The following is a 24,250-nucleotide window of genomic DNA, read 5'->3' on the forward strand; positions in this document are numbered from 1 at the left end:
AGAAAGACCTACCTGTTTCCCTTTCAATTTCTTTTCATCTATTGCGCGCTATTTTCAGCACACACAACTTTTATCATACACCTTAGACCTAGTCTAAGGTCAAGTATTTTATCTAAAAAAATGCAAAGCATCCTTCGAGTTGGTCACCTTTATCACTTTTACAGTTGAGAATTGTTCCAAAAGTTCCTCTGTCTTTTGATGACTTTTTGGAAAACCCCATATAAAACGAATAAAGTCCCAGTCAATACTTTTGGGATTTCCAGCACTATTCTTTTGAAAAAGGCTGTGCAGGTACCGTTTGACAGCACGATATAGACAGACTAAGCGTGGTACTTGTAGCCAGATCACCAGATCTGCTCTTTTGAGCCGAACTTCCATAGAACTACCATAATTACCATCAATGATCCAAGAACTACCCACCACTGCTTTGTCTAACCGCTCCAAGAAAACCTCTTTAGAAACAGTCTCCTTGTCATCAATCCAATTCAACTTATCAAGATGGATAAGGGGAAGCTGCAACTCTCGAGCTAATAATTGAGCGAAAGTGGATTTCCCTGCCCCAGGAGAGCCAATAATCATTATTCTCTGATACATCATCTACCTCCAAGAAAGGAAGGCTGGTAAACTTAACCCAGCCTTCTTTTATAATAATAGTCTAACGCAGTTAGTTGAATATTAAAACAATTCTGTACGCTATATCATCCAAAGATTGAAAATTAAGTAGTAAAAGGAGTTACAACTTCTCTCCCACTCTCAATAAAGTTTGGAGTCTATTAAATGCCCAAAAAGCAATAGCTCCCCCAAGTGTATTTGTCCAAAGGTCATCAATCTCAAAAACACGATCAGCATCAATGAGCACATCTAGCACAAGCTGACCCGTTTCAATGATTAAGGAAATGGCAAAGCTTAGAAAGACGATTTTCTTCAGACTTCTCAGATTTGGAAAAAGACCAAGCAAACCCAACATCAAGGGAAAAATGAGAAAAATATTCATCAGATTTTGCCCAATCACCCAAGAAATCTCTTTTAAATTATCTAGTTCACCAAAACTCAGTAAGGAATTAAAGGGAACTAAAAGAAATACCATTCTTCCAACTGAAAAAACATTTGGGGTCTCAACACCCTCAATAATTCCATATTGCGGCGTCCAGCAAAGCAAAACCAAAAGAAAACAGTAGATAATCACCAAACTCCAAGTCAGCTGACGTCCTTTTGAGGTTAGCTCTGCTTGTTTATCAAAAAAAATAGACATTAACGACCTGCCGCTTCAACAACCGCCTTACGACGATCTGCTTTCATCGTATTTGAACGAAGTTGCCCACAAGCTGCATCAATATCCGTTCCATGCTCTTGGCGCACAACACAGTTAACGCCATTCTTCTTAAGAACATCATAGAAGGCAGCGGTTCTTTCCTTTGTCGAACGGCTGTACTGATCATGCTCAGAGACAGGGTTGTATGGAATCAAGTTAATATAAGATAACTTGCGAATTTTCTTAGTCAAGTCAGCCAACTCTTGCGCATTCTCAACATGGTCATTCACTTCATTAAGCATGATATACTCAAAGGTCACACGACGGTTAGTTGTTGCAATATAGTATTCAATCGCTTCAAAGAGTTTCTCCAGAGGGAAAGAGCGGTTGATACGCATGATATTTGAACGCAAATCATTATTTGGCGCATGAAGCGAAACAGCAAGATTGACTTGCACACCTTCATTGGCAAAATCTTTGATTTTGTGAGCAAGACCAGAGGTTGATACCGTAATGTGGCGCGCACCAATTGCAAGCCCTTTGTCATCATTAACCACATGAAGGAAATTCATCACATTGTTATAGTTATCAAGCGGTTCACCAATTCCCATCACAACGATATGACTAACACGCTCTCCCTGACCACGCTCATCAAAATATTTTTGCACCAACATGATTTGAGCAACAATTTCTCCACTCACCAAGTCACGTTGCTTAGGAATCAAGCCAGAGGCACAGAAAGTACATCCGATATTGCACCCAACCTGAGTTGTGACACAGACAGAAAGTCCATAGTGCTGACGCATCAAAACCGTCTCAATCAACATCCCATCAGGAAGCTCGAACAAATATTTAACCGTACCATCTTTTGACTCTTGAACGATACGCTGTTTAAGCGGATTGATACAAAAGTTTTCATCTAATTTCGCAATGAAGTCTTTAGAAATGTTAGTCATCTCGTCGAAAGATTGGACACGTTTACGGTACAACCAATCCCAGATTTGAGTTGCACGGAATTTTTTCTCACCATTTTCAATCGCCCACTCAATCAACTGTTCTTGTGTCAAATTGTAAATAGAAGGTTTATAACCAGGCATTTCTTCTAATTTAGGACGACGCTTTGGTCTTGTTACTTTTACATCTTCAGTCATTATTAAAATCCCTATGAGCTCTAAACACCAAGCAGATGCTATGATACTTCTCCAAGGTTTGCCCATATTCGGCTATTATCTAGTCGAATATCCCTTTCTTTTTCTCTAAAATTTATCGTTCTTTTTTACGAATGGTAAAATGTTGACCTGACTCCGTCAGTTCGCGTTCAGATATTCTCTGACGCTTTCTCTCTTTTTTATCACGATCAATATTAGTCGTCATTTTAAATTCTTTTTGCCCTTTACCACTTGATGGCTTACGGCGACGTCTACGACGACGTTTTGAAGGTTCTTCATCTTCTGAAACCATTTCACGAGGCTCTGCATTTTCCAAAACAAAATAAGCACAACCAAAGGCACAATACTCCTTGAGGTAATCCTCTAAATGTGAAATTTTATTGCCAGTAACGACTGGCTTATCATCCTTGTAAAACCCTTTAAGACGGAGCTGCTCGTTGCCCCAATCACCAACGATATAATCATACTTGAGCAACCATTCTGAAAAACGCTGATTAAAAGCTTCTAATTCAAAACCATCCTTGTGATTATCCAAGAGCGTCAAACTAATGTCATCCGTTTTAACAATCTGGTCAAAATGAACAAATACTGGTCCAGGAAACTTATTATAATTGTACATTTCCGGAGAAATCTCTTTTCTCATCGCAATCCTTTCTTTTGATATCTTCATTTATAGAGGGGCATCGTTTACCAAGACTCCCGCAATTTATTTCTACTATTGTAACCTTAATATTATACCCTATTTTCCAAAAAATTGTTAGTAAAAACATGCTAGTCCATGGGAAAGGCAGGATATTTCTAGCTGAAGCAAAAAACCAAACATTAAGCTGAAACAAAAAAGCCACCCGTTCCGATGACTTCTTAGCATGATCTAACTGTTTAGTTGCTTCTTAATCCTTAAGACCAGTTTGCTCAATTTGAGTTAGGGCATTATTTTCAAAATTAAGAATTAGAGTTGCACCACTGTCAGTCTTAAGACCACTAGTCCAAACCGCTTGAATTTCTTCTTTTTCAGATGACATCGCTTGAGACATAACATCAGGCTGTCCCAATTTATCAGATACCGCTTGAAAACTCTCTCCAAGATTATCACCTTGTGTTACTTTCAGAGCATCCACCGCCGATTTTGTAATCGTCTGTTCTCGGTTAAATTGAAAATTAGAAATCGACCGAACAATACTGCTATCTTGGTAAAGATGAACACGCAATGACACTTGATCAAACGCCCAACTATAAAGATCTACAGAAACATCACCCGCTGGAACGGTTTCATGACTAACCGGCTCGCCAAACATCTTCTTCAACGTCTCAAGATTTGTCCCACCTTTAAACTCATTAGCAGCTGTCGCTAATACAATCTCGTTAAACTTGAGACGAATATCCTGATGCGCCGGAGTGGTATCTTTTTTCACAATAGTAGTATTTAGTTCAGTATTTGCAAGATCAGCCTCTTTCTTAGCTTCTTTTTTTGAACCACATGCCGCTAACCCAAAGAGTGATAAGACAACACCAAGAATCATTAACTGTTTTTTCATCTTTTTTTCCTTTTAAAAATGGCAGAGCTAGTCCGCCAAATAAGATATGGAGCCGGTGGGAGTCGAACCCACGTCCAAACACCTGCCAACACATTCGTCTACAACCATAGGCTATGTCTTCATTTAACAAGATTTCGATACATAGCTCAAACCCAAATCTTGCGAGTCTATCAATCTCTTTTTAACCAGCTAGACAATAGTTAAACGTAGCTTGCTGTTTTAAGACTTCTAATGGGACACAAGCAATCTCATAGAAGTCACGCTTGCTGGTGTTTAGGCAGCGAGAGCGTAAGAGTTTGTATTTTTTGCAGTTATATTTAACTGAACGTTAACGCCGTCACGCGAGTTGCAAAATATGCCTCATAATGCCTGTCGAATCCGTAACGACCCCTTATGAGTATAAATACTTTCTAAGTATAACAAATTTTAGATTGACTTGCAATCATTAAACACAAGATGCACGACAAACGCATGAAGAAAATATGGCTTACAGAAAAGACTTTCATGGATGAATTCAAAATCCTTCGCTATAATAAAAGTGGAGGATTTTGTTATGGAAGACCTTTTAAATTTCTTGATTACTGTTAGAGACGACCGTTCCCCATGGAAAATTAAACACTTATTGTCAGATATCGTTCTTCTCATCTTCTTTGCTCGCTTATCAGGCGCAGAACACTGGGATGAGATAGAGGAGTTTGGTATTGCCTATGAGAAATCCTTACGCACCGTTCTCAAATTAGAAAATGGCATTCCCTCTCATGACACTCTACAACGTGTTTTTGCGACCTTAGATTCACAAGTTCTTGTAGAACTCACACAGATATGGACTTCTCTTCTTGAAGCGTGTGACTCATCATCTAAAACCTTACCACAACTTTCAAAACGTTTAGTAGCCATTGACGGGAAGACTATCCGTGGTAATGGCAGTCAAACTCAAAAAGCCCTACATATTGTCTCAGCCTATGCGACAGATTTAGGGATTTCGTATGGCCAGGTAGCGACTGATGAAAAAAGCAATGAGATTACAGCGATTCCACGATTATTAGACATGATTTCAGTAAAAGGGTGCATGATTAGTATTGACGCCATGGGCACACAAAAGGCTATTGCGGATAAGATTATCATGAAGAAAGCAGATTATTGTCTAGCAGTCAAAGAGAATCAAAAGAGCCTTCTAGAAGATATTCGTCCCTATTTTGAACTCTCTCAGAATTTTGACGATAGCTATGAAACGCTTGAGAAAGCGCACGGTCAGATTGAATTGAGACAGTATGAAGTCATTACTGATACAGAGTGGATACGTCAAGAGCATCCTGATTGGGGACATATCCAAAGCATTGGACGGGCGCGTATTCAGATAACAAAGAATGGTCAAGAGAGCGAAGAAACCCGCTACTTTATTTTAAGTTGTCAGGTTAGCGCTAAAGAGTTGTGTGACTATGTGAGAGGTCATTGGCAAATAGAGAGTATGCACTGGCTACTAGATGTTGTTTTTCGTGAAGATGCCAATAAGACTTTGAATAAACAACTCGCATTTAATTTAAATGTCATGGATAAATTCTGTTTAGCGGTATTAAAACAGTTAGATTTTGGAAAGAAGATGAGTCTGCGTCGTAAGAAATATGCCCTAAGTCTGTCCTTTGACAAGTATTTAAAACAATTGCTTTAGGGCAAAAAACTTTCAACACTTGCAAAATGGAAATAGAAGATTTCATGCGTTTGTCGTGCACAAGATGCACAAACTCCTGCTATCAAAAGCTGTAATAACTCAGACAAACTAAAACAAAAATATTTTTTAAAGTCAATTAGTTTTTATTTAGTATTTTTGTTAGCACTTCTCCTAATGTGGTGTGGGGCGCTCAAAAGGTCTAGGAGACCTTTTGAGGTGGGAAATGAAGCTGACGAAGTCAGTGTCACAACCTCCCCTCCTACAGAGTTCCATTCCTTCTTGGCAAGCCTAGGTCTCCTTCGCTCTCTGGTTTCTAAGCTCAGGCTGAAACTGTCCACTGGACAATTTCAGCCCCACGAGGTTGGGACATAAATATCTCAACCTTCTATTTTTTATGGTAATAACAGATTGACGCAGTGGTTGATTGGAGGTCTGCAACTGGACACTTCTTCATTTTCAAGTGTCCACCTAAAATAGTCCACTGGACTATTTTACTACCACGCAATCGTTAGCGGCCATCCTAATCAACTGTGCGGAGGTGGGACGACGAAGTCAATTTCTTCGAAATCATGACTTCTGTCCCACTCTCTATCACCACTGCGGAAAGTGCTAGTTGTGGCGACTTCGTCGCTCGTAATGATTGCAGAAAATACCAGCAATAAAATATTATAAAACAACCATATATTGAAGAGGAATTCAGTGTGACTGAGACATTTTATCTTAAACGAGTTTACTATTTTAAAGCTAAAACACTATAGTTATCTGGTATATAAAGGTGTCAACATTGTCACCATCTCAAAAATCGTTGGGCACAAAGATATCAACGAAACGCTTAAGACTTACTCGCACCTTTTCGAAAAAAGCAAAGAAGAAGAATTTGAACAAATCAGAAATTTTTGGGGCGAGATTGGGGCAACATAGTAAAAAAGCCTTATTTTAAAGGCTTTTTCTGTTATATTTCATCCACTCTAAGGGAATCGAACCCCTATTTCAAGAACCGGAATCTTGCGTGATATCCATTACACTAAGAGTGGGAACTTAAATATTATAGCATGAAATAGAAAAAAATAAAAGACCTGATAAACAGGTCTTTTGCTTGAATTACAATTCAATATCACCGAAAAGATCAGCCATTGAGAATCCAGTTTGAGTTTCTGGCAATTCGTAATCACGTTTAGCTTCACGTTTTGGAGCGCGACGACGTGGTTGACGTTTTTCGCCTTCTTCACTAGAATTTTCTTCACGTGCTGGACGCTCTTCCAATGCTTTGATTGAAAGTGATACGCGCTCAGCTTCAGCGTTTACTTCAAGAACTTTAACAGTTACATCTTGACCAGCTGAAAGAACATCTTTTGGATTTTCAACACGTTTGTGTGAAATTTGTGAGATGTGAACAAGTCCATCAATACCTGGTAATACTTCAACGAAAGCACCGAAGTCTGTCAAGCGTTTAACTTTACCTTCGATAACGTCACCAGCTGCAAGTTTTTGCTCAACGCCATCCCATGGTCCAGGTGTTGTTGCTTTAAGAGAAAGTGACACACGTCCTTCTTCTTCGTCGATTGCAAGAACTTTAACTTCTACTTCCTCACCTACAGATACAACTGATTTTGGAGAAGCGTTACGCTCATGTGACAATTCAGTCACGTGAACAAGTCCGTCAACACCACCAAGATCGATGAAAGCACCGAAGCTTGTCAAACGTGCAACTTTACCAGTTACAACTGAACCAACTGCAATATTTGAGAAGATTTCTTGACGAGCTGCTGCTGCTGTTTCTTCTACAACTTCACGACGTGACAAGATGAAACGATTTTCAGCTGCATCAACTTCTTTAATTTTAGCATCAAATTCTTGACCTACAAATTGTTCAGTGTTACGAACAAAGCGTGTATCGATCATTGATGCTGGGATGAAACCACGAAGTCCTTCAAACTCAACTGAAAGTCCACCTTTAACAGCACGAGTACCTTTAACAGTAACAACTTCGCCTTCGCGACCAACTAATTTGTCCCAAGCTTTGCGAGCTTCCAAACGTTTTTTAGATACAAGGTAAGTTACTGTATCAGTATCTTTACCTACAACTTGACGAAGAACAAGCACTTCAAGTGTTTCGCCAGCTTTTACAAGGTCATTGATGTCAGCATTACGGTCGTTAGTCAATTCACGAAGAGTCAATACACCTTCAACACCAGTTCCGCTGATGATAAGGTTAGCTTGACCAGCGTCAACTGTCAATACTTCTGCAGTGACAACATCACCTGGGTTAACTTCGCTAACACTGTTTAGCAAATCTTCAAATTCATTCATTCTAAAAAATCCTCCAACAAAACCCAGCCTATTCTGGGTTTTGGTATATCTTATTTTCAAGGTTACTCGCAAGAGCTTACCATGACTGGGGTAGCTGGATTCGAACCAACGCATGAGGGAGTCAAAGTCCCTTGCCTTACCGCTTGGCTATACCCCAAAACTATACTGGAGCAAACTCCATATGGAAAGAGAGGGATTCGAACCCCCGAACCCGAAGGAGCGGATTTACAGTCCGCCGCGTTTAGCCTCTTCGCTATCTTTCCAAAACACAAGGATTAGTATAACATAGTTCCTTGTCAAAATCAAGTCATATATTTAATTTTTTTAATGATTTAAATTGTAATTTTCAATAATTTTTTCAATGGCTTGGTCTAATGTCTTATAAAAACTATCAACTTTGCTATCTTTTACAAGGGCAAAGCGGTCATCAAGCTCTGCGATTTCACCAATCATTTTTTTTGAAATATTAAGTTGATAACCATCAACTTTGGTCCCATTCACATCAATTTTGGCATCTGCAATTTGAATTTCAATTTTTTTATCTTTTTTACTCATAATAACAATTATTTAGGCATCAAACAGTGTAGCAAGCTAATGTTACAATGTTTTGAACTCCTTTTTCTCCTTACTTATTTTTCATGCAACAGTACTATTTTACCGAAAACCAAAAAAGCTTGCAAGCGCAAGCCTTTACTTTTCTACAAATCTACTGGAACAATCCATCCTTCTGGTGCTTCTTTGTCACCAAATTGGATTCCTGTCAATTCATCATATAATTTTTTCGTGACTGGGCCGACTTCTGTTTCACTGTAAAAGACGTGAAAGTCGTCGCCATGTTGTACGCCCCCAATAGGTGAGATAACCGCTGCTGTTCCACAAGCTCCTGCTTCTGTAAATTTATCTAATTCGTCCACAAAAACATCTCCTTCAATGGCTTTCATACCAAAGCGGTGCTCAGCAAGGTATAACAACGAATACTTTGTAATAGACGGTAAGATAGATGGACTAATCGGTGTGATAAATTCATTTTCAGCTGTGATACCGAAGAAATTGGCTGAACCGACTTCTTCAATTTTAGTGTGAGTCGCTGGGTCAAGATAAATCACATCTGAGAAACCAGCAGCTTTAGCTTTTTTACCTGGTAAAAGACTAGCTGCATAGTTCCCTCCCACCTTAGCTGCACCCGTTCCATTTGGAGCTGCACGGTCGTAATCATCTTGAATGAGGAAGTTTGTCGGAGCAAGTCCACCTTTAAAGTAATTTCCTACAGGCATTGCAAAAACGGTGAAAAGATATTCTTCTGCTGGTTTTACGCCGATAATGTCACCAACGCCAATCAGCAAGGGACGAAGATATAGCGTTCCTCCTGTTCCATATGGCGGAACAAAGTCTGCATTCGCTTTGACAACTTGCTTACAGGCATCAATAAATTTCTCTGTCGGCACAGGTTCCATCAAAAGACGATCTGCTGTGCGTTGTAGACGCTTGGCATTTTCATCAGGACGGAATAACTGGATTGAACCCTCTTTCGTCCGATAAGCTTTTAATCCCTCAAACGCCTGTTGTCCATAGTGCAGGGCAGGTGAGCTTTCTGAGATATGAAGTTGAGCATCTTCAACTAAAGTACCCTCATCCCATTTCCCATCCTTAAAGTAAGAAATATAGCGCAGTGGCAATTTGCGGTATTCAAATCCTAAATTTTCCCAATCTAATTGAACTGTCATGGTATTATCCTCACTCTTTCAATAATAATTGCTATTAAGTATAGCGCTTTTGGGACAGAAAATCAATAAATTTTCAGATAATTCTGTATTTTTATGGATAAAATATTAAAACCCTCTAGTCATTCAACTAGAGAGCCGCAATTTCTTATTTCAGTCTCGCAGATAGAACTTCCTGATCAGAGATACTATCATTGATAAACGTTCCGTTGCTTGTGCGTTCAGAGAGTGTTAAATTCGCAAGATTTTTCTCAGTCACTTGACCTGTAGTTGAGGTGACTAACAGAATTTGCTCATCTGTCTGTTCAACTTCTGTCGCAAATAAATCCAGTTCAGCTCCGCTATTTTCCGAAAGAACCGGACCAGCCATAAAGACACGGTGAGGTTTAGACTTCAATTCACGAAGAACCTGTAAACCCCGTCCAGCGCGCTTGGTTTGCGGGATATCAGATATAGCAACACGCTTCAAGCTACCACGCTGAGTTAAGAGGTAAAAACTGTCGGTATTTGCAATAAAGGCAGAGCGGAGAACATCATCTCCTTTGAGGTTGATTGCCTTAACGCCAGCTGCTTTTGCCCCTACAATAGGAACTTCTTCGATATTGAAACGAAGGGCATAACCGTTGTAAGTGACTAGCATCACATCGTCCAATAAGATTGGATTCACAGTTATCACTCTGTCAGTGTCATCTTTCAATTTGGCAAATTTAAGTGATTTAGACTTGTAGGTACGCCATGGCGTAAATTCCTTGCGCTCCACCCGTTTAACTTGACCAAACTTAGTGACAGCGAAGTAGACACCCGTTTCAAAATCATCTACGATTTCAACATAGAGCACTTCTTCGTCATTTCCAAAGTTAGTAATCGTCTGTGACAGGTGCTCTCCGATATCCTTCCAACGGATATCTGTCAATTCATGTATCGGACGATAAATGACATTTCCAAGCGTGGTGAAAATGAGCAACTGTTGCGTTGTCTTAGCTTGACTGTAAAAGACCAGTTCATCTTCATCACGTTTTCCAATTTCATCGATATGTGACGCATTGAAAGAACGTGGACTTGTGCGTTTGATGTAACCGCCACGCGTCACGCTGACAAATGTTTCTTCTTCAACGATGAGACTAGCGGTATCAATTTCAATAGTCTCTGCCTCCACTTGCAACTCCGATCGGCGAGGATTTCCGAAGAGTTTTTTGATGTCACGCAATTCGCGTTTCATAACATTGTACATGGTGCGTTCATCGCCGATAATAGCTGCCAAGGTAGCAATACGTTCACGCAGCTCTGCCTCTTCGTTTTCCAAGGTAACAATATCGGTATTGGTCAAGCGATAAAGTTGCAAGGTCACGATGGCCTCTGCTTGTTCTTCTGAAAAATCATAACTAACTTTTAAGTTTTCTTTAGCGTCAGCTTTATTTTCTGAAGCACGGATAAGGGCAATCACTTCATCTAAAATCGAGATGACACGAATCAAGCCCTCAACGATGTGGAGACGACGCTCTGCTTTTTCTTTATCGAAAATCGAACGCGCCACAATCACTTCACGGCGGTGCGCAATGTAGCTAGAGAGGATTTTTTGAAGACCAACTTGACGAGGAGTGAAATTGTCAATCGCCACCATGTTGAAGTTGTAGTTCACTTGAAGGTCTGTGTATTTGAGAAGGTAGTTAAGGATAGTCTGACTATCCGCATCCTTTTTGAGCTCGATAGCAATGCGCAATCCTGTACGGTCAGACTCATCACGGACTTCTGCAATGCCTGGGACCTTATTATTGACGCGAACATCATCAATACGTTTGACGAGAACAGCCTTGTTGACCTCATAAGGAATTTCAGTCACAACAATCTGCTGTTTGCCACCCTTGAGGTTTTCAATTTCGGTGCGTGAACGAACAACGACACGTCCTTTACCTGTCTCATAGGCCTTCTTAATTTCATCCGCTCCTTGGATAATACCTCCTGTTGGGAAATCTGGTCCAGGTAGAAATTCCATCAACTTCTCTAATTTAGCAGATGGATGGTCAATCATATAGACGACAGCATCAATAACCTCTGCTAAATTATGAGGAGGAATATCGGTCGCATAACCTGCTGAAATACCTGTTGCACCATTGACCAATAGATTTGGAAAGGCTGCTGGTAAAACCGTCGGCTCTTTTTCCGTATCATCAAAGTTCCAAGCCCATGGGACAGTTTTCTTTTCGATGTCTTGAAGGAGATAGCCTGCAATTTCAGATAAGCGTGCCTCAGTATAACGCATAGCAGCTGGCGGATCGCCATCCATAGAACCATTGTTTCCGTGCATTTCCACTAAAATTTCACGGTTTTTCCAATCCTGAGACATACGAACCATGGCATCATAAATCGAACTGTCACCGTGTGGGTGGAAATTACCCATGATATTACCAACAGACTTGGCAGACTTACGGTAGCCCTTATCATGAGTATTGCCATCTTTATTCATCGAATAAAGAATACGACGCTGAACGGGTTTTAAACCGTCACGAATATCAGGAAGCGCACGCTCCTGAATGATGTATTTGGAGTAGCGACCAAAGCGCTCTCCCATAATGTCCTCAAGGGACATATTTTGAATGTTTGACATAAGATACAAAGGGACCTTTCACTTGCGAAAAATTTCCTAGAAATTTAGTCCCGTGTTCAGTTAGAAAAGTAACTGAACATTCCTTTCTTTGTTTCTATAATGTTAAAGGAACTAGTCCTTTTTATTATTTTTTAATACATTTCTGATGTAATAATATCGTCCCACTTAATTTGATAACTTTAATTTTAAAAAATGATTGCTACATAGCCACTAAGTTGAAAGAATTAGCGTGCCTTACTAGAAATCTTATATAAAACATGCTTCTGAAGTGGATGTCCGTCATCGACATGTTCGCTCAAAAATTCTCTAATAAACGTCATTCCTAATTTTTCCATCACTTTTCTTGAAGGAGTATTCAACTCAGCTGTGAAACTATAAATTTCGGAGAGTTCTAAATCGTTAAAAGCATATTCTAGACAAGCTTTTGCAGCTTCAGTTGCATAACCTCGACCCCAAAATTCCTTTTTCAATCGCCAGCCTATTTCAACTATCTCTTCTGTCATAAAAGAAAGTTGCGTGTGATGTAAACCAACATAGCCAATAAAGTTTCCACTCATTTTTTCATCAACAGCCATCAGACTATAGCCACGCTTTTGAAATTCCTCTTCAATGAGTCCAAACACTTCACAGGCACGACTTGGGGTATACGGGTTGGGAAGATAGTTTCTCACTTCTGGATCTTGATTCAACTCAACAAATTGTTCTAAATCTTCTGTCTTCCACCGCCTCAACTGTAACCGTTCCGTTCCTAAGATAATCTCCGACATCTCATATCTCCTCAGTCTTGTATAGGGTATATCCCTCATAATAATAGAAGGCATCCACACCTTTAAAAAAGGTTGCTTTGCTTAAATCATCTGTTAGAGCATTCAACAGCAAGTATTTCAGTTCACCTGTCGAAACATGGATACGTTTCATGGCATTGAGATAGTCATCTTTATCAATGCTATTCCAGTCAACAACTTTCCCCAGTTTATCCATTAGCATGTTATCAAGCCAAATGCGCATAGCTCTGCCATTACCTTCACGGAAAGGGTGGGCAATGTTCATATCACAATATTTGTCAACAATGCTATCAAAATCATCATGAGGTAACTTGTCAATGTACACCAATGACTGCTCTAAGAAAATACGTGGGGCAAACTGAAAATTATCCTTAGTAATATTCACGCCACGAATTTTTCCAGCAAAATCGTAAATATCAGAGAATAACCTTTGGCGAATGTCTGCTAAATCTTTAAATGTACCGATTTCAATCTCAAATAGTACCAGTATCAAATAAGGTTTTAGCTTGTCGCTTTGTCATTTCTTCTTCTACTCTTGCTAACTCAGTAGAGTTTGTAATGCCTAACTTATTCTCTAATACCATCTTTTCTCCTACTTACTAAAAGCAGTCGCTTCTTCCAATGTAAACTTGACATTGTCTTCGATCCATTGACGGCGTGGAGCTGGTTTGTCTCCCATGAGGACTGAGACGCGGCGCTCAGCACGCGCAAGGTCATCAATGGTCACACGGATGAGGGTACGGGTGTCGGGATTCATGGTTGTTTCCCAGAGTTGGTCCGCATTCATTTCACCAAGTCCTTTATAGCGTTGTAACATAGCGCCTTTTCCAAAATCACGACGCAACTCTTCCAACTCACCATCTGTCCAAGCATAGGCAATTTTCTCTGTTTTTCCTTTGCCTTTTGACATCTTATAAAGCGGTGGCAAAGCGATATAGACATGCCCTGCTTCAACCAAAGGTCTCATGTAACGGTAGAAGAAGGTCAACAAAAGGGTCTGAATGTGGGCACCATCGGTATCCGCATCGGTCATGATGATAATCTTGTCATAGTTAATATCATCTAGCGAAAAATCAGCTCCGACACCAGCACCAATCGTGTAAATCATGGTGTTGATTTCCTCATTTTTAAGAATATCGCTCATCTTCGCCTTCTCAGTATTAAGCACCTTACCACGCAACGGAAGAATTGCTTGGAATTTACGGTCACGGCCTTGCTTAGCTGAACCACCGGCAGAATCTCCTTCGACCAGATATAATTCATTTTTAGCGGCGTTTTTAGATTGAGCTGGCGTTAATTTACCAGACAGAAGTCCCTTGTCCTTCTTATTTTTCTTACCATTACGGCTTTCATCACGCGCTTTTCGAGCCGCCTCACGGGCATCTCTTGCTTTAATGGCTTTACGGACAAGATTGGTTGCCAGTTCACCATTTTCCAAAAGAAAGAAGGTCAATTTTTCAGAAACAATGCCATCGACAACTGGACGTGCTAGAGGCGATCCTAACTTGTCTTTTGTCTGCCCTTCAAATTGCAAATGTTCTTCTGGTACAAGAATAGACAAGACAGCTGACAAGCCCTCACGGTAATCAGACCCCTCAAGATTTTTATCCTTCTCCTTGAGTAAGCCTGTTTTGCGAGCATAGTCATTCATCGCCTTAGTGATAGCTGTCTTCAAACCTGTCTCATGGGTACCACCATCTTTAGTACGAACATTATTAACAAAAGATAGGATATTATCCGAGTAACCATCATTGTACTGCATGGCAATATCAACTTGGAATCCTTGGTCTTGCCCCTCAATCGAAATGACTGGCGTCAAGGTTTCCTTGTCTTCATTCAGATAAGCGACAAAATCCTGAACCCCATTTTCATAATGGAAAGCTTCTGAAACCGGCTCTTCTCCGCGCAAATCAGTAAGCGTCATGGTCACATTTTTCAAGAGAAAGGCTGATTCTTTCAAACGTTCTGAGATGGTATTAAATTTAAAATCAGTCGTTGAAAAAATGCGATCATCTGGCATAAAGGTAACCTTAGTACCCGTTTTAGACTTAGGAGCTGTGCCAATCTTTTTCAAAGTCGTTACAGGTTTACCACCATCTTCAAAGCGTTGCTTATAAACAGCACCCTCACGAGTAATTTCAACCTCAAGCCAACTTGAAAGGGCATTGACGACAGAAGAACCCACCCCGTGAAGACCTCCTGACGTTTTATAGCCGCCTTGCCCAAATTTACCACCAGCATGGAGAACCGTGAAAATAACCTCAACAGTTGGTTTCCCAGTGGCGTGTATCCCTACAGGCATCCCACGACCGCTATCAGAAACGCTGACTGAGCCATCAGCATTCAAAGTAACGTCAATCTTATCTCCAAATCCTGAAAGAGCTTCGTCAACGGCATTGTCGACAATCTCCCAAACCAAGTGATGGAGCCCAGTTCCGTCTGTCGAGCCAATGTACATCCCAGGACGCTTACGAACCGCATCCAGCCCTTCCAAGACCTGAATAGCATCATCATTATAATTAGTTACAGTAATTTCTTTTTTAGCCAAAATAGCCTCCGAAAATTTTCATCTGTACCATTTTACCGATTTTTATCCGATTTTGCAAAATAAAATTGCTTTTATTGACTTTTTTTCAACGAACTTGATTTTTTTTCAATTATGTGATAAACTTTACTAAACTAAGATAAGGAGAATGATGATGTCTTTGGAAATAGCAGAGCGCTTAAAACAATTACGATTAAAAGCTGGATTTGAACAGGCAGAATTAGCAAGCCAGTTAGGATATAAATCAGATAGTACCATTTCCAAATGGGAATCTGGCAAAACCCTTCCTACAGGACGACGTCTAAGCCGATTAGCAGAGCTTTTAAATACAAGCACCGATTACATTCTTTATGGGCAAGAAAATCAATCCCCTCAATTAAATACTATTTTTTCTCAATTAGAAAAGGACCGCAAAGAAAAGGTCATAGACTTTGCTCAGTCAGAACTAGACGAACAAATTCGCCTTTCTAAACCACGTTTTGAATACAAGGTTTATGAAAAATTGTCAGCTGGTGGGGGCTTTTCTTATTATAACGATGGGAACTATGATAGCGTGTTTTACGAAGAAGAACTGGACCACGACTTCGCCTCTTGGATTTTTGGTGATAGCATGAATCCTGTCTATCTCAATGGCGAAGTAGCTCTTATCAAACAAACTGGTTTTGATTACGATGGTGCTGTCTATGCTGTAGACTGGGATGGACAAACCTATATCAAAAAGGTGTACCGAGAAGAAGACGGCCTCCGCTTAGTATCCCTAAACCCTAAATACAAGGACAAATTTGCTCCCTATGATGAAGATCCTCGTATCATCGGAATCATCGTCGGCCATTTTATGCCAATGGAAGTCTAACAGGGGGTCTTGAACTATGTCATAACATCTCATTCCACTTGTCATAAACTCAAAAAGCTTAGAAATACATGCTGTACTTCTAAGCTTTTTCTTATAAACAATCTAGGATTGTATCCCAGGCTTCATCATAGCCCTGACGTGTTTCTGATGAGAAGATAATGAAGTTATCATTCTTATCAAAATTTAATTTTTTCTTGATGATTGATTCGTGTTTATTCCACTTTCCACGTGGAATTTTGTCTGCTTTAGTCGCAACCACAATAACAGGAATCTCATAGTATTTCAGAAATTCATACATTTGCACATCGTCAGCTGACGGTTCATGTCTCATGTCAACCAGACTGACAACCGCTCGCAAGTTATCTCGACTAGTCAGATATTCTTCAATCATCTTGCCCCATTTGGCACGTTCTGTTTTAGAAACTTTGGCATAGCCATAACCAGGAACGTCAACAAAGCGAAGCTTGTCATCAATGTTAAAGAAGTTGAGTAATTGCGTTTTACCCGGTTTACTTGATGTTCTCGCTAGATTTTTCCTGCCTAAAAGACAATTGATAAAACTCGATTTTCCAACATTTGAGCGACCTGCCAAGGCAACCTCAGGGAGATCATCTTGTGGGTAATGCGATTTGTTGGCAGCACTCAAGAGAATTGAAGCGTTGTGGGCATTTAAAACCTGTTCTTCCATGATTCCTCCTTATGCTGTTTCTAAAATCGGTTCTGCCTTGCCTTCGACAGCTTCCTTCGTAATACGCACACCTGTCACATCTTCATGGCTTGGAATTTCAAACATGATATCTAGCATGGTCTCTTCAATAATAGAACGGAGACCACGTGCTCCTGTCTTACGTTCAATAGCTTTCGCAGCAATTGTTTGTAAGGCTTCTTCATCAAATTCCAATTCAACACCATCATAAGAAAATAGCGTTTTATATTGTTTTACCAAGGCATTTTTAGGCTCAGTCAAAATTTTAACCAAATCATCGACAGTTAATTGTTCCAAAGCTGCTACTACTGGTAAACGTCCAATGAACTCTGGAATCAAACCAAATTTTTGGATGTCCTCTGAGATGATTTCCTGCATGTAAGAAGCATCATCGGCAATTTTTTTATTATTTTGTCCAAAACCGATGATTTTCTCGCCCATACGTTGCTTGACAATGTCTTCAATACCATCAAAAGCACCACCAACGATGAACAAGATGTTTTTCGTATCAATTTGAATCATCTCTTGGTTTGGATGTTTACGTCCGCCTTGAGGTGGTACGCTAGCTACGGTACCCTCGATAATTTTTAGAAGGGCTTGTTGCACGCCTTCACCAGAAACATCTCGAGTGATAGAGACATTTTCACCTTTTTTGGCAATTTTATCAATCTCATCTACGTAGATAATCCCACGCTCTGCACGTTCAATATTATAGTCAGCAGCTTGGATGAGTTTGAGTAGAATATTTTCAACATCCTCACCCACATAACCTGCTTCAGTCAAAGAAGTGGCATCGGCAATGGCAAATGGTACATTGAGACTTTTAGCCAATGTTTGAGCTAAAAAGGTCTTTCCAGAACCTGTTGGGCCAATCATAAGGATATTTGATTTTTGCAAATCAACATCGTCATCGTTACGGCTTTCTGTGAAACTGACACGCTTATAATGATTGTAAACCGCCACAGCAAGGGCACGCTTAGCCCTGTCTTGTCCGACCACGTATTGATTTAAAATTTCTAATAGTTCTTTTGGTTTTGGCACTTCTGACAAATCAGCCAAGACTTCTTCTGCTAATTCTTCTCGAATAATTTCTTGAGACAGTTCGACACATTCGTTACAGATAAAAACGCCATTCCCAGCGATAATTTTACGAACTTCTTCTTGATTTTTTCCACAGAAAGAACAATAAACTTTGTGATCCATTTTTCTGTTTGAGGCCATTTTCTCCACTTTCTAATGATTTAAAATAGATTGCCATAAAAGGCTTGAATCGTCGCTACAAGGTTGCTAATCGCATTAAGCAGGAAAAAGATTGCTAACCCATAGCGCTTTTTTTTTAATGCTGGTCCAACAGCAAGTACGCAAATCGCGCAGAGGCAAACCGTAAAAACACCAAAAAGACTGCGTTGCACTAGTTTTCCTCCTTTTTATCAAAAATCGAGATGGTAAAAGCATAAGGATTTTTATCATCTCTTTGAATCGTTTGTTCTGAGACCTGAGTCATGTGATCATCAGCCAAGGTTGGAAAATAAGTATCTCCCTCAAGTTCTGCATGAATTGTCGTCTTAATCAGACGATCGTAGTGACCTTCGAAGGCTTTATAAATCACAGAACCTCCAGCAATATAGAGATCTTTTTCTTGTTGGTCAAACCAAGCTAGTGCTTCTTCAACCGTATGAACGACTGTCACACCTTCAGCACTATAAGTCATATCACGTGTTAAAACAAGCGTCTCACGTCCCGGTAACGTACGGCGTTTCATACCGTCAAAAGTCACACGTCCCATCAAAAGCGCCTGTCCCATTGTCGTGTCTTTAAAATGTTTTAATTCTGCTGGCAAATGCCAAGGCATGGTTTGATTTTTTCCAATAATCCCATTTTCAGTCTGTGCCCAAATCGCAATAATTTTTTTATCTCTTGTCATAACTCTAGTTTACCAAAAATGTGTCAAAATTGCTTGATTTTAACCAATTCTTTCCGCAATTCTTAACAGCGGTTCAAGTGATTAAGCTTAAATCCTTATTAAGAATTAGCTATTGTCATTAGATGGCTAAGTCAAATTTTAGTTGGGGTTTGACAGGCTCATAGTCAACCAATTCAAAATCTTCTGCTCTGATATCAAAAAAATTGGTGCCATCTGGGACATTAAGCACTAAACGCGGTTTCTTATCAGATGGTGTGCGACGCAACAATTCTTCTGCCTGCTCAAACTGATTATCGTAGATGTGCAAGTTATTGATGAAGTAGAAGAATTTTCCGACTTCCCACCCAAAATGTTTTGCAATCATCATTTGCAGGGCCACATACTGCATAGCGTTAATATGATGAGCTACCAACATGTCGTTTGAACGTTGTGTTAGCGTTGCATCCAGATAAATCTTACCTTCAACACGGCGGACATCAAACATGGTTTGGAAGGCACATGGTAGAAGCCCTGCTGTTTCTTCAAACGCCTCGTAGTCCCAAAGTGAAATCACATTGCGACGATTCCAAGGATTTTCTTCTAACTGCTTCAAGATTTTAGCAATGATATCGTGTTTTTTGACCACAGCTCCGTAACGTTGACCGATTGAACGTTGGTCCCCATTGTTAGCAGAAACGCCAGCCACTTCCCAGTCATTCCAATAATGAACATTATATTTATCTTCTAGCACATCAAGGCTATTAGACTGGTCCTGATAAATCCAGAGCATTTCTTTGATAGCAGCCTTAATCGCAATTGGTCGAAGGGTCGTAATAGGAAATTCACCTTTGCTCAAGTCATATTCAGCAAATGCACCTGTGACGTATTTAGAATTGGCAACGGTCCCATCTTTATACTTCGGTCTTGCCTGCTCAGACCACACACCTTCTTCTAAAATTTTTCTGATATTTTCTTTGAAAATAGCATCCGCTTTTGTCATTTTACGATCCTTTCTTATACTGAAATCACTTCTCTATTTAAAACGAGGTGTTACCTTCACACCTCATCAGAATGAGTAGCCATAGATAATAACCACAAAAATCTTTTACATCACATCATCCCCATAGTCGCTCTGCTATTTTACCTAAAATCGTCCTAAAAATCCAACGAAAAAATTGGTCCTAAGTCCTAGGGCATTTTGAAAAATTTATGATAAAATGGTCAATGGAAATCATTACTAAAAAACGCTATCTAAGTGACTTCGTGTCTTTTAGATAGTCATAACATTACATTAGAATCAGAAACTATGCTGATGAGCACTGCGTTTCAAGACCTCACTTTTTCGAGGTATCTCACTTGCTCAACTCCACCGTCATAACTACTGACAACAAGAAAGTTGGACATTGCTCCCACTCTCTGTTATTGCTAACGCCAGTGACTTTGACATGACTATAGTTTCAATCCTTTGGAGAAATAGAAATGAGTATTGGAATTGATAAAATTGGGTTTGCCACCTCAAAATATGTCCTCAATATGAGCGACTTAGCAGAGGCACGTGGGGCTGAACCTGAAAAATTTTCGATAGGGCTTATGTTAGACGCCCTAAGCATTACACCGATTTCAGAAGATATCGTTACTTTGGCGACGTCAGCAGCTCAAGAAATCTTGACTGAACAAGATAAATTAGATATCGACATGGTTATCGTCGCTACCGAGTCAGGTATTGACCAATCAAAAGCCGCTAGTGTCTATGTGCATAGTCTCTTAGGTATTCAACCTTTCGCGCGTTCTTTTGAGATGAAAGAAGCCTGCTATGCGGCAACGGCTGCGCTTAATTACGCTAAACTTCATGTGGCTACAAAACCCGACAGCAAGGTTTTAGTCATTGCGTCAGATATTGCCAAATACGGAATTGGTTCTGCTGGAGAATCTACTCAAGGAGCAGGAGCTGTTGCCATGCTCGTCAGTTCAAATCCCCGTATTCTCAGTTTTAACGATGACAACGTGGCACAAACGCGTGATGTCATGGATTTTTGGCGACCAAACTATTCGACAACGCCTTTTGTCAATGGTATCTATTCAACGAAACAATATCTTGACAGTTTAAAAACAACCTGGACTGAATATCAAAAGCGCAACGATACCGATTTGAAAGAGTTCGCAGCTGTCTGCTTACATCTGCCGTTTCCAAAATTAGCTCTTAAAGGGCTGAATAAATTAATGACCAAAGAGTTACCAGAAGAAAACAAAGCGCAGCTATTAGCTAACTTTGAACGTTCCATCGTTTACAGCCGAAAGGTCGGAAATATCTACACAGGTTCCCTTTATCTAGGACTTCTGTCACTCCTTGAAAACAGCGAAACCCTCAAGGCAGGAGACAAAATTGGTCTGTTCTCTTATGGCTCAGGAGCTGTTTCAGAAATGTTTTCAGCCACTCTTGTTGACGGTTACCGAAAGATGCTTAACCCCTCTCGGCTTTCTGAATTAGATGAGCGCCAACCACTTTCTGTGGCAGACTACGAGAAACTCTTCTATGAAGAAGCTCTTTTAGATGAGAATGGCACAAATACTTTTGCAAACTACAAAACTGGAAACTTCCGCCTCACAGGCATCGAGCAACACCAACGGATTTATACAAAAAATGACAATTAACTGGACTGGATTTTCCAAAAAAACACCCTCAGAACGACAAACGCTCCTTTCAGAACTCTTATCAGATGATAAGCAGGAGCTATTAACTAGCAATCAACAGTTATCTATTGAAACTGCCAATCAAATGGCAGAGCACGTCTTAGGGACTTTCTCATTACCTTTTTCTGTTGCCCCTGATTTCTTGATTGATGGTAAAACTTACCATATCCCCATGGTAACTGAGGAACCCTCAGTTGTCGCTGCTGCTAGCTTCGCTGCTAAGCTCATCAAACGCTCAGGTGGTTTTACGACAACAATTCACAATCGGCTGATGATTGGTCAGGTCGCCCTCTATGATATTAAGGATAAAAAAATAGCAGAGCAGGCAATTTTGTCTCATAAAGCGCAGCTTTTATCCCAAGCTGACCAAGCCCACCCCTCTATCGTTAAACGTGGTGGCGGAGCCCGCGACATCTGGACAGAAGAAAAAGGAGACTTTCTCATTCTTTATTTGTCGGTTGATACGCAAGAAGCCATGGGAGCTAATATGCTCAATACCATGTTAGAAGCTCTCGTCCCTACTTTAGAAGAATTGACTGATGGACAAAGTCTAATGGCGATTTTGTCCAACTACGCCACAGAAAGTCTCGTCACTGCCGAATGTCGTGTTGATTTGCGATTTTTAAGCAGAGATAAGGCAGAAGCTCAGCAATTAGCCCAAAAAATGGAACTGGCAAGTCAGCTAGCTCAAGTGGATCCTTATCGTGCCGCTACCCATAATAAAGGGATTTTCAACGGTATTGATGCCATCGTTTTAGCAACTGGAAATGACTGGAGAGCCATAGAGGCAGCTGGACATTCCTTTGCTAATCAAAGCGGAAATTATCGTGGCTTATCAACCTGGCATTATGACAAGGAAGCTCAACAAGTGGCTGGTAAATTAACGATGCCAATGCCAATCGCTACCAAGGGAGGCTCCATCGGACTAAATCCGACCGTCCAAGTCGCTCACGACCTTCTCGGTAATCCTACCGCAAAAGAACTGGCAAGCATTATCGTCTCAGTTGGTTTGGCGCAAAACTTTGCTGCCTTAAAAGCATTGATAGGAACTGGTATTCAGGCAGGGCATATGAAACTTCAAGCCAAGTCTCTACTACTCCTAGCTGGCGCAACCGAATCAGAAGTCACTGCACTTCTTCCAAAATTACTCCAAGAAAAACACCGTAATCAGGAAACCGCACAAGAACTTTTAATGGCTTTAAGAAACAACAAAAATGAGTAGGCAAATCTTACTCATTTTTATTATTTCTTCTAAAATTTGTATCATTTATAATTGACATGTCACATATATTGTACTATACTTATGGTGTAATATATATGTGACACTATCTTATCCATGAAAGAGAGGACCTCATGAACCGTGTAAAACACTATCGGACGCTGGCTGGCTTATCCCAATTAGCACTCGCTAAAGAAGTTGGGGTCGCTAGACAGACTATAAACCTCATTGAAAACGACAAGTATAATCCCTCTCTAGACCTCTGCATTAAGCTAGCAGAAACACTAGAAACTGACCTCAATACACTATTTTGGAAAGTAACAACAAAAGGAGACAATCTATGAAACCCTTGCAAAAATTTAGCGGACTTACTATTTATATTATTTTAACCCTTATCTCACTTCTTTACACTGGCCTACTATTTCTATTAGATTCGCCATATGGTATCTTTGATCTTTCACTAGTCATTATCCTAGCATTTATTTCCTATATCTCTTTTCAAAAAATTGATTGGCGACAATCTCCTAGGATAGAAGTAATTCTTTGTATTTTGGGAATTCTCTCCTATAGCTTTCCACCTCTATTTTCTTTAATACTATTTGAAAACACTCCCTTATTCAGTGGTATTGGTCTCATTTTTCCCTATATCTTATCTGGATATATTTATATCAAAGCATTTCATTATTAGAAAGGTAAAATCATGAAAGAATCTTTATCTACCAAACTCATCAAACATTTTTTTGGCATCGCAGGAGAATTAGATGAACACCGAAAACAAGTGATTGGCAATATCAGCAGTAAAATCGCTGTTCTATCCTTCTATTTTATCATGATTCAGACGGTCATACTGCTTATCTCTCTCGTTCCTGATAAACCTAATACAACTCCTGTCGCTATAGGTATCCTGATCATTGATTTTCTCTATATCATGGGGATTTCTTTTTATCTCATGTATAAGGTAGAAGATGCTCAGATTACTGACCTCGATGTCGAAGAAGACCGTTATGAACTTACTTTAAAACAAGCAAAACGTTCTGCTCTCAGAAAAGGTATCCTAATGACCATTGGTTTTCCATTTTTAATGTCTCTATTTAATATTGCCAAACCAGATTTTAACTTTATTGCTGACTTTTTTAGTATTAAAAGCCTTATTTCGGGACTAGTATACGGTATTCCTATGTGGTTGTTTATCCGTGCTATGATGATTTCTCGCATTAAAAAATAATTTGACTACCAACAGTCTATTCAACCTATCGACTTCACTCTAGGCTAATATTACATATTTAA

At 39.9% G+C, this 24,250-nt stretch carries 22 protein-coding genes, 3 tRNA genes, 1 other RNA gene and 1 pseudogene; 6 read left to right on the forward strand and 21 right to left on the reverse strand.

The features are described 5' to 3' along the window. Positions 1–108: 108 nt before the first annotated feature. From AB6M99_RS06870 to ssrA, 6 genes are all read right to left on the reverse strand, one after another. Positions 109–597, reverse strand: a complete 489-nt coding sequence (locus AB6M99_RS06870) for an AAA family ATPase (RefSeq protein ID WP_142925585.1) — start codon at positions 595–597, stop codon at positions 109–111. A 136-nt stretch (positions 598–733) separates the two neighbouring features. Beyond that, positions 734–1,252 (reverse strand): VanZ family protein, encoded by a 519-nt coding sequence (locus AB6M99_RS06875; protein ID WP_369350467.1) that lies wholly within the window; start codon positions 1,250–1,252, stop codon positions 734–736. Next, on the reverse strand, positions 1,252–2,349 hold the full coding sequence (gene rlmN, locus AB6M99_RS06880; RefSeq protein WP_121834864.1) for a 23S rRNA (adenine(2503)-C(2))-methyltransferase RlmN: 1,098 nt from the start codon (positions 2,347–2,349) through the stop codon (positions 1,252–1,254). Before rlmN ends, AB6M99_RS06875 begins: the two co-directional genes overlap by 1 nt. 166 nt (positions 2,350–2,515) lie before the next feature. Next, positions 2,516–3,064, reverse strand: a complete 549-nt coding sequence (locus AB6M99_RS06885; RefSeq protein WP_121834762.1) for a YutD family protein — start codon at positions 3,062–3,064, stop codon at positions 2,516–2,518. Between the two features lie 247 nt (positions 3,065–3,311). Then, positions 3,312–3,956 (reverse strand): DUF3862 domain-containing protein, encoded by a 645-nt coding sequence (locus tag AB6M99_RS06890; protein ID WP_121834763.1) that lies wholly within the window; start codon positions 3,954–3,956, stop codon positions 3,312–3,314. A 44-nt stretch (positions 3,957–4,000) separates the two neighbouring features. Then, positions 4,001–4,347: a transfer-messenger RNA gene (gene ssrA, locus AB6M99_RS06895) on the reverse strand. Positions 4,348–4,464: 117 nt separating this feature from the next. On the opposite strand from ssrA, the gene AB6M99_RS06900 reads away from it, so the two are divergent. After that, the gene (locus AB6M99_RS06900; protein WP_121836465.1) at positions 4,465–5,625 is read left to right on the forward strand and encodes an ISAs1 family transposase; all 1,161 of its coding nucleotides are present in this window, start codon (positions 4,465–4,467) and stop codon (positions 5,623–5,625) included. 962 nt (positions 5,626–6,587) lie between these two features. Here the strand turns inward: AB6M99_RS06900 and AB6M99_RS06905 are convergent. The 10 genes and pseudogenes from AB6M99_RS06905 to parE all read right to left on the reverse strand — a co-directional run bounded on the left by AB6M99_RS06905 (position 6,588) and on the right by parE (position 15,594). Continuing rightward, positions 6,588–6,659: transfer RNA gene (locus tag AB6M99_RS06905), tRNA-Arg, on the reverse strand. Positions 6,660–6,726: 67 nt separating this feature from the next. Beyond that, entirely contained in the window at positions 6,727–7,935 is a 1,209-nt protein-coding gene (gene rpsA / locus AB6M99_RS06910; protein ID WP_369350468.1) for a 30S ribosomal protein S1, read from the reverse strand. 85 nt (positions 7,936–8,020) lie between these two features. Then, positions 8,021–8,092, reverse strand: a tRNA-Gln gene (locus AB6M99_RS06915). Positions 8,093–8,117: 25 nt separating this feature from the next. Then, positions 8,118–8,198, reverse strand: a tRNA-Tyr gene (locus AB6M99_RS06920). Positions 8,199–8,259: 61 nt separating this feature from the next. Further along, positions 8,260–8,490 (reverse strand): DUF2969 domain-containing protein, encoded by a 231-nt coding sequence (locus AB6M99_RS06925; RefSeq protein WP_121834765.1) that lies wholly within the window; start codon positions 8,488–8,490, stop codon positions 8,260–8,262. A 143-nt stretch (positions 8,491–8,633) separates the two neighbouring features. After that, complete coding sequence (locus AB6M99_RS06930; RefSeq protein ID WP_121834766.1) at positions 8,634–9,659, reverse strand: branched-chain amino acid aminotransferase; 1,026 nt, start codon at positions 9,657–9,659, stop codon at positions 8,634–8,636. Between the two features lie 145 nt (positions 9,660–9,804). Further along, complete coding sequence (parC, locus tag AB6M99_RS06935; RefSeq protein ID WP_121834767.1) at positions 9,805–12,261, reverse strand: DNA topoisomerase IV subunit A; 2,457 nt, start codon at positions 12,259–12,261, stop codon at positions 9,805–9,807. A gap of 224 nt (positions 12,262–12,485) precedes the next feature. Continuing rightward, a complete protein-coding gene (locus AB6M99_RS06940; protein ID WP_121834768.1) occupies positions 12,486–13,028 on the reverse strand; it encodes a GNAT family N-acetyltransferase in 543 nt (180 codons plus the stop codon). A 1-nt stretch (position 13,029) separates the two neighbouring features. Further along, positions 13,030–13,630 (reverse strand): annotated as a pseudogene (gene fic / locus AB6M99_RS06945) (protein adenylyltransferase Fic). A gap of 8 nt (positions 13,631–13,638) precedes the next feature. Next, on the reverse strand, positions 13,639–15,594 hold the full coding sequence (gene parE / locus AB6M99_RS06950; RefSeq protein ID WP_121834769.1) for a DNA topoisomerase IV subunit B: 1,956 nt from the start codon (positions 15,592–15,594) through the stop codon (positions 13,639–13,641). 157 nt (positions 15,595–15,751) lie between these two features. Between parE and AB6M99_RS06955 the strand changes: the two genes are divergently transcribed. Continuing rightward, positions 15,752–16,444: a S24 family peptidase gene (locus AB6M99_RS06955; protein WP_121834865.1), complete on the forward strand. Its 693-nt coding sequence runs from the start codon at positions 15,752–15,754 to the stop codon at positions 16,442–16,444. Positions 16,445–16,535: 91 nt separating this feature from the next. Here AB6M99_RS06955 and yihA read toward each other — a convergent pair whose 3' ends face one another. From yihA to AB6M99_RS06980, 5 genes are all read right to left on the reverse strand, one after another. Then, entirely contained in the window at positions 16,536–17,135 is a 600-nt protein-coding gene (yihA, locus tag AB6M99_RS06960; protein ID WP_121834770.1) for a ribosome biogenesis GTP-binding protein YihA/YsxC, read from the reverse strand. A 6-nt stretch (positions 17,136–17,141) separates the two neighbouring features. Next, positions 17,142–18,371: an ATP-dependent Clp protease ATP-binding subunit ClpX gene (gene clpX, locus AB6M99_RS06965; protein WP_369350469.1), complete on the reverse strand. Its 1,230-nt coding sequence runs from the start codon at positions 18,369–18,371 to the stop codon at positions 17,142–17,144. Positions 18,372–18,391: 20 nt separating this feature from the next. Further along, positions 18,392–18,562 (reverse strand): hypothetical protein, encoded by a 171-nt coding sequence (locus AB6M99_RS06970; RefSeq protein ID WP_183121646.1) that lies wholly within the window; start codon positions 18,560–18,562, stop codon positions 18,392–18,394. Next, entirely contained in the window at positions 18,562–19,074 is a 513-nt protein-coding gene (locus AB6M99_RS06975) for a dihydrofolate reductase (protein WP_121834771.1), read from the reverse strand. Before AB6M99_RS06975 ends, AB6M99_RS06970 begins: the two co-directional genes overlap by 1 nt. Positions 19,075–19,192: 118 nt before the next feature. Continuing rightward, positions 19,193–20,053 carry a thymidylate synthase gene (locus AB6M99_RS06980; RefSeq protein ID WP_121834772.1) on the reverse strand — a complete coding sequence of 287 codons (861 nt, stop codon included), beginning with the start codon at positions 20,051–20,053 and terminating at the stop codon, positions 19,193–19,195. A gap of 479 nt (positions 20,054–20,532) precedes the next feature. Between AB6M99_RS06980 and AB6M99_RS06985 the strand changes: the two genes are divergently transcribed. From AB6M99_RS06985 to AB6M99_RS07000, 4 genes are all read left to right on the forward strand, one after another. Continuing rightward, positions 20,533–21,705: a hydroxymethylglutaryl-CoA synthase gene (locus AB6M99_RS06985; RefSeq protein WP_121834773.1), complete on the forward strand. Its 1,173-nt coding sequence runs from the start codon at positions 20,533–20,535 to the stop codon at positions 21,703–21,705. Continuing rightward, positions 21,695–22,966, forward strand: a complete 1,272-nt coding sequence (locus AB6M99_RS06990; protein ID WP_121834774.1) for a hydroxymethylglutaryl-CoA reductase, degradative — start codon at positions 21,695–21,697, stop codon at positions 22,964–22,966. The genes AB6M99_RS06985 and AB6M99_RS06990 overlap by 11 nt, the downstream gene beginning before the upstream one ends. 131 nt (positions 22,967–23,097) lie before the next feature. Further along, positions 23,098–23,307 (forward strand): helix-turn-helix transcriptional regulator, encoded by a 210-nt coding sequence (locus AB6M99_RS06995; RefSeq protein ID WP_121834775.1) that lies wholly within the window; start codon positions 23,098–23,100, stop codon positions 23,305–23,307. Between the two features lie 356 nt (positions 23,308–23,663). Continuing rightward, positions 23,664–24,188 carry a DUF3278 domain-containing protein gene (locus tag AB6M99_RS07000; RefSeq protein ID WP_121834777.1) on the forward strand — a complete coding sequence of 175 codons (525 nt, stop codon included), beginning with the start codon at positions 23,664–23,666 and terminating at the stop codon, positions 24,186–24,188. The last annotated feature ends 62 nt before the right edge of the window (positions 24,189–24,250 follow it).

The organism is Streptococcus hillyeri, from assembly GCF_041081565.1.
In the GTDB taxonomy this organism is placed as follows: domain Bacteria; phylum Bacillota; class Bacilli; order Lactobacillales; family Streptococcaceae; genus Streptococcus; species Streptococcus hillyeri.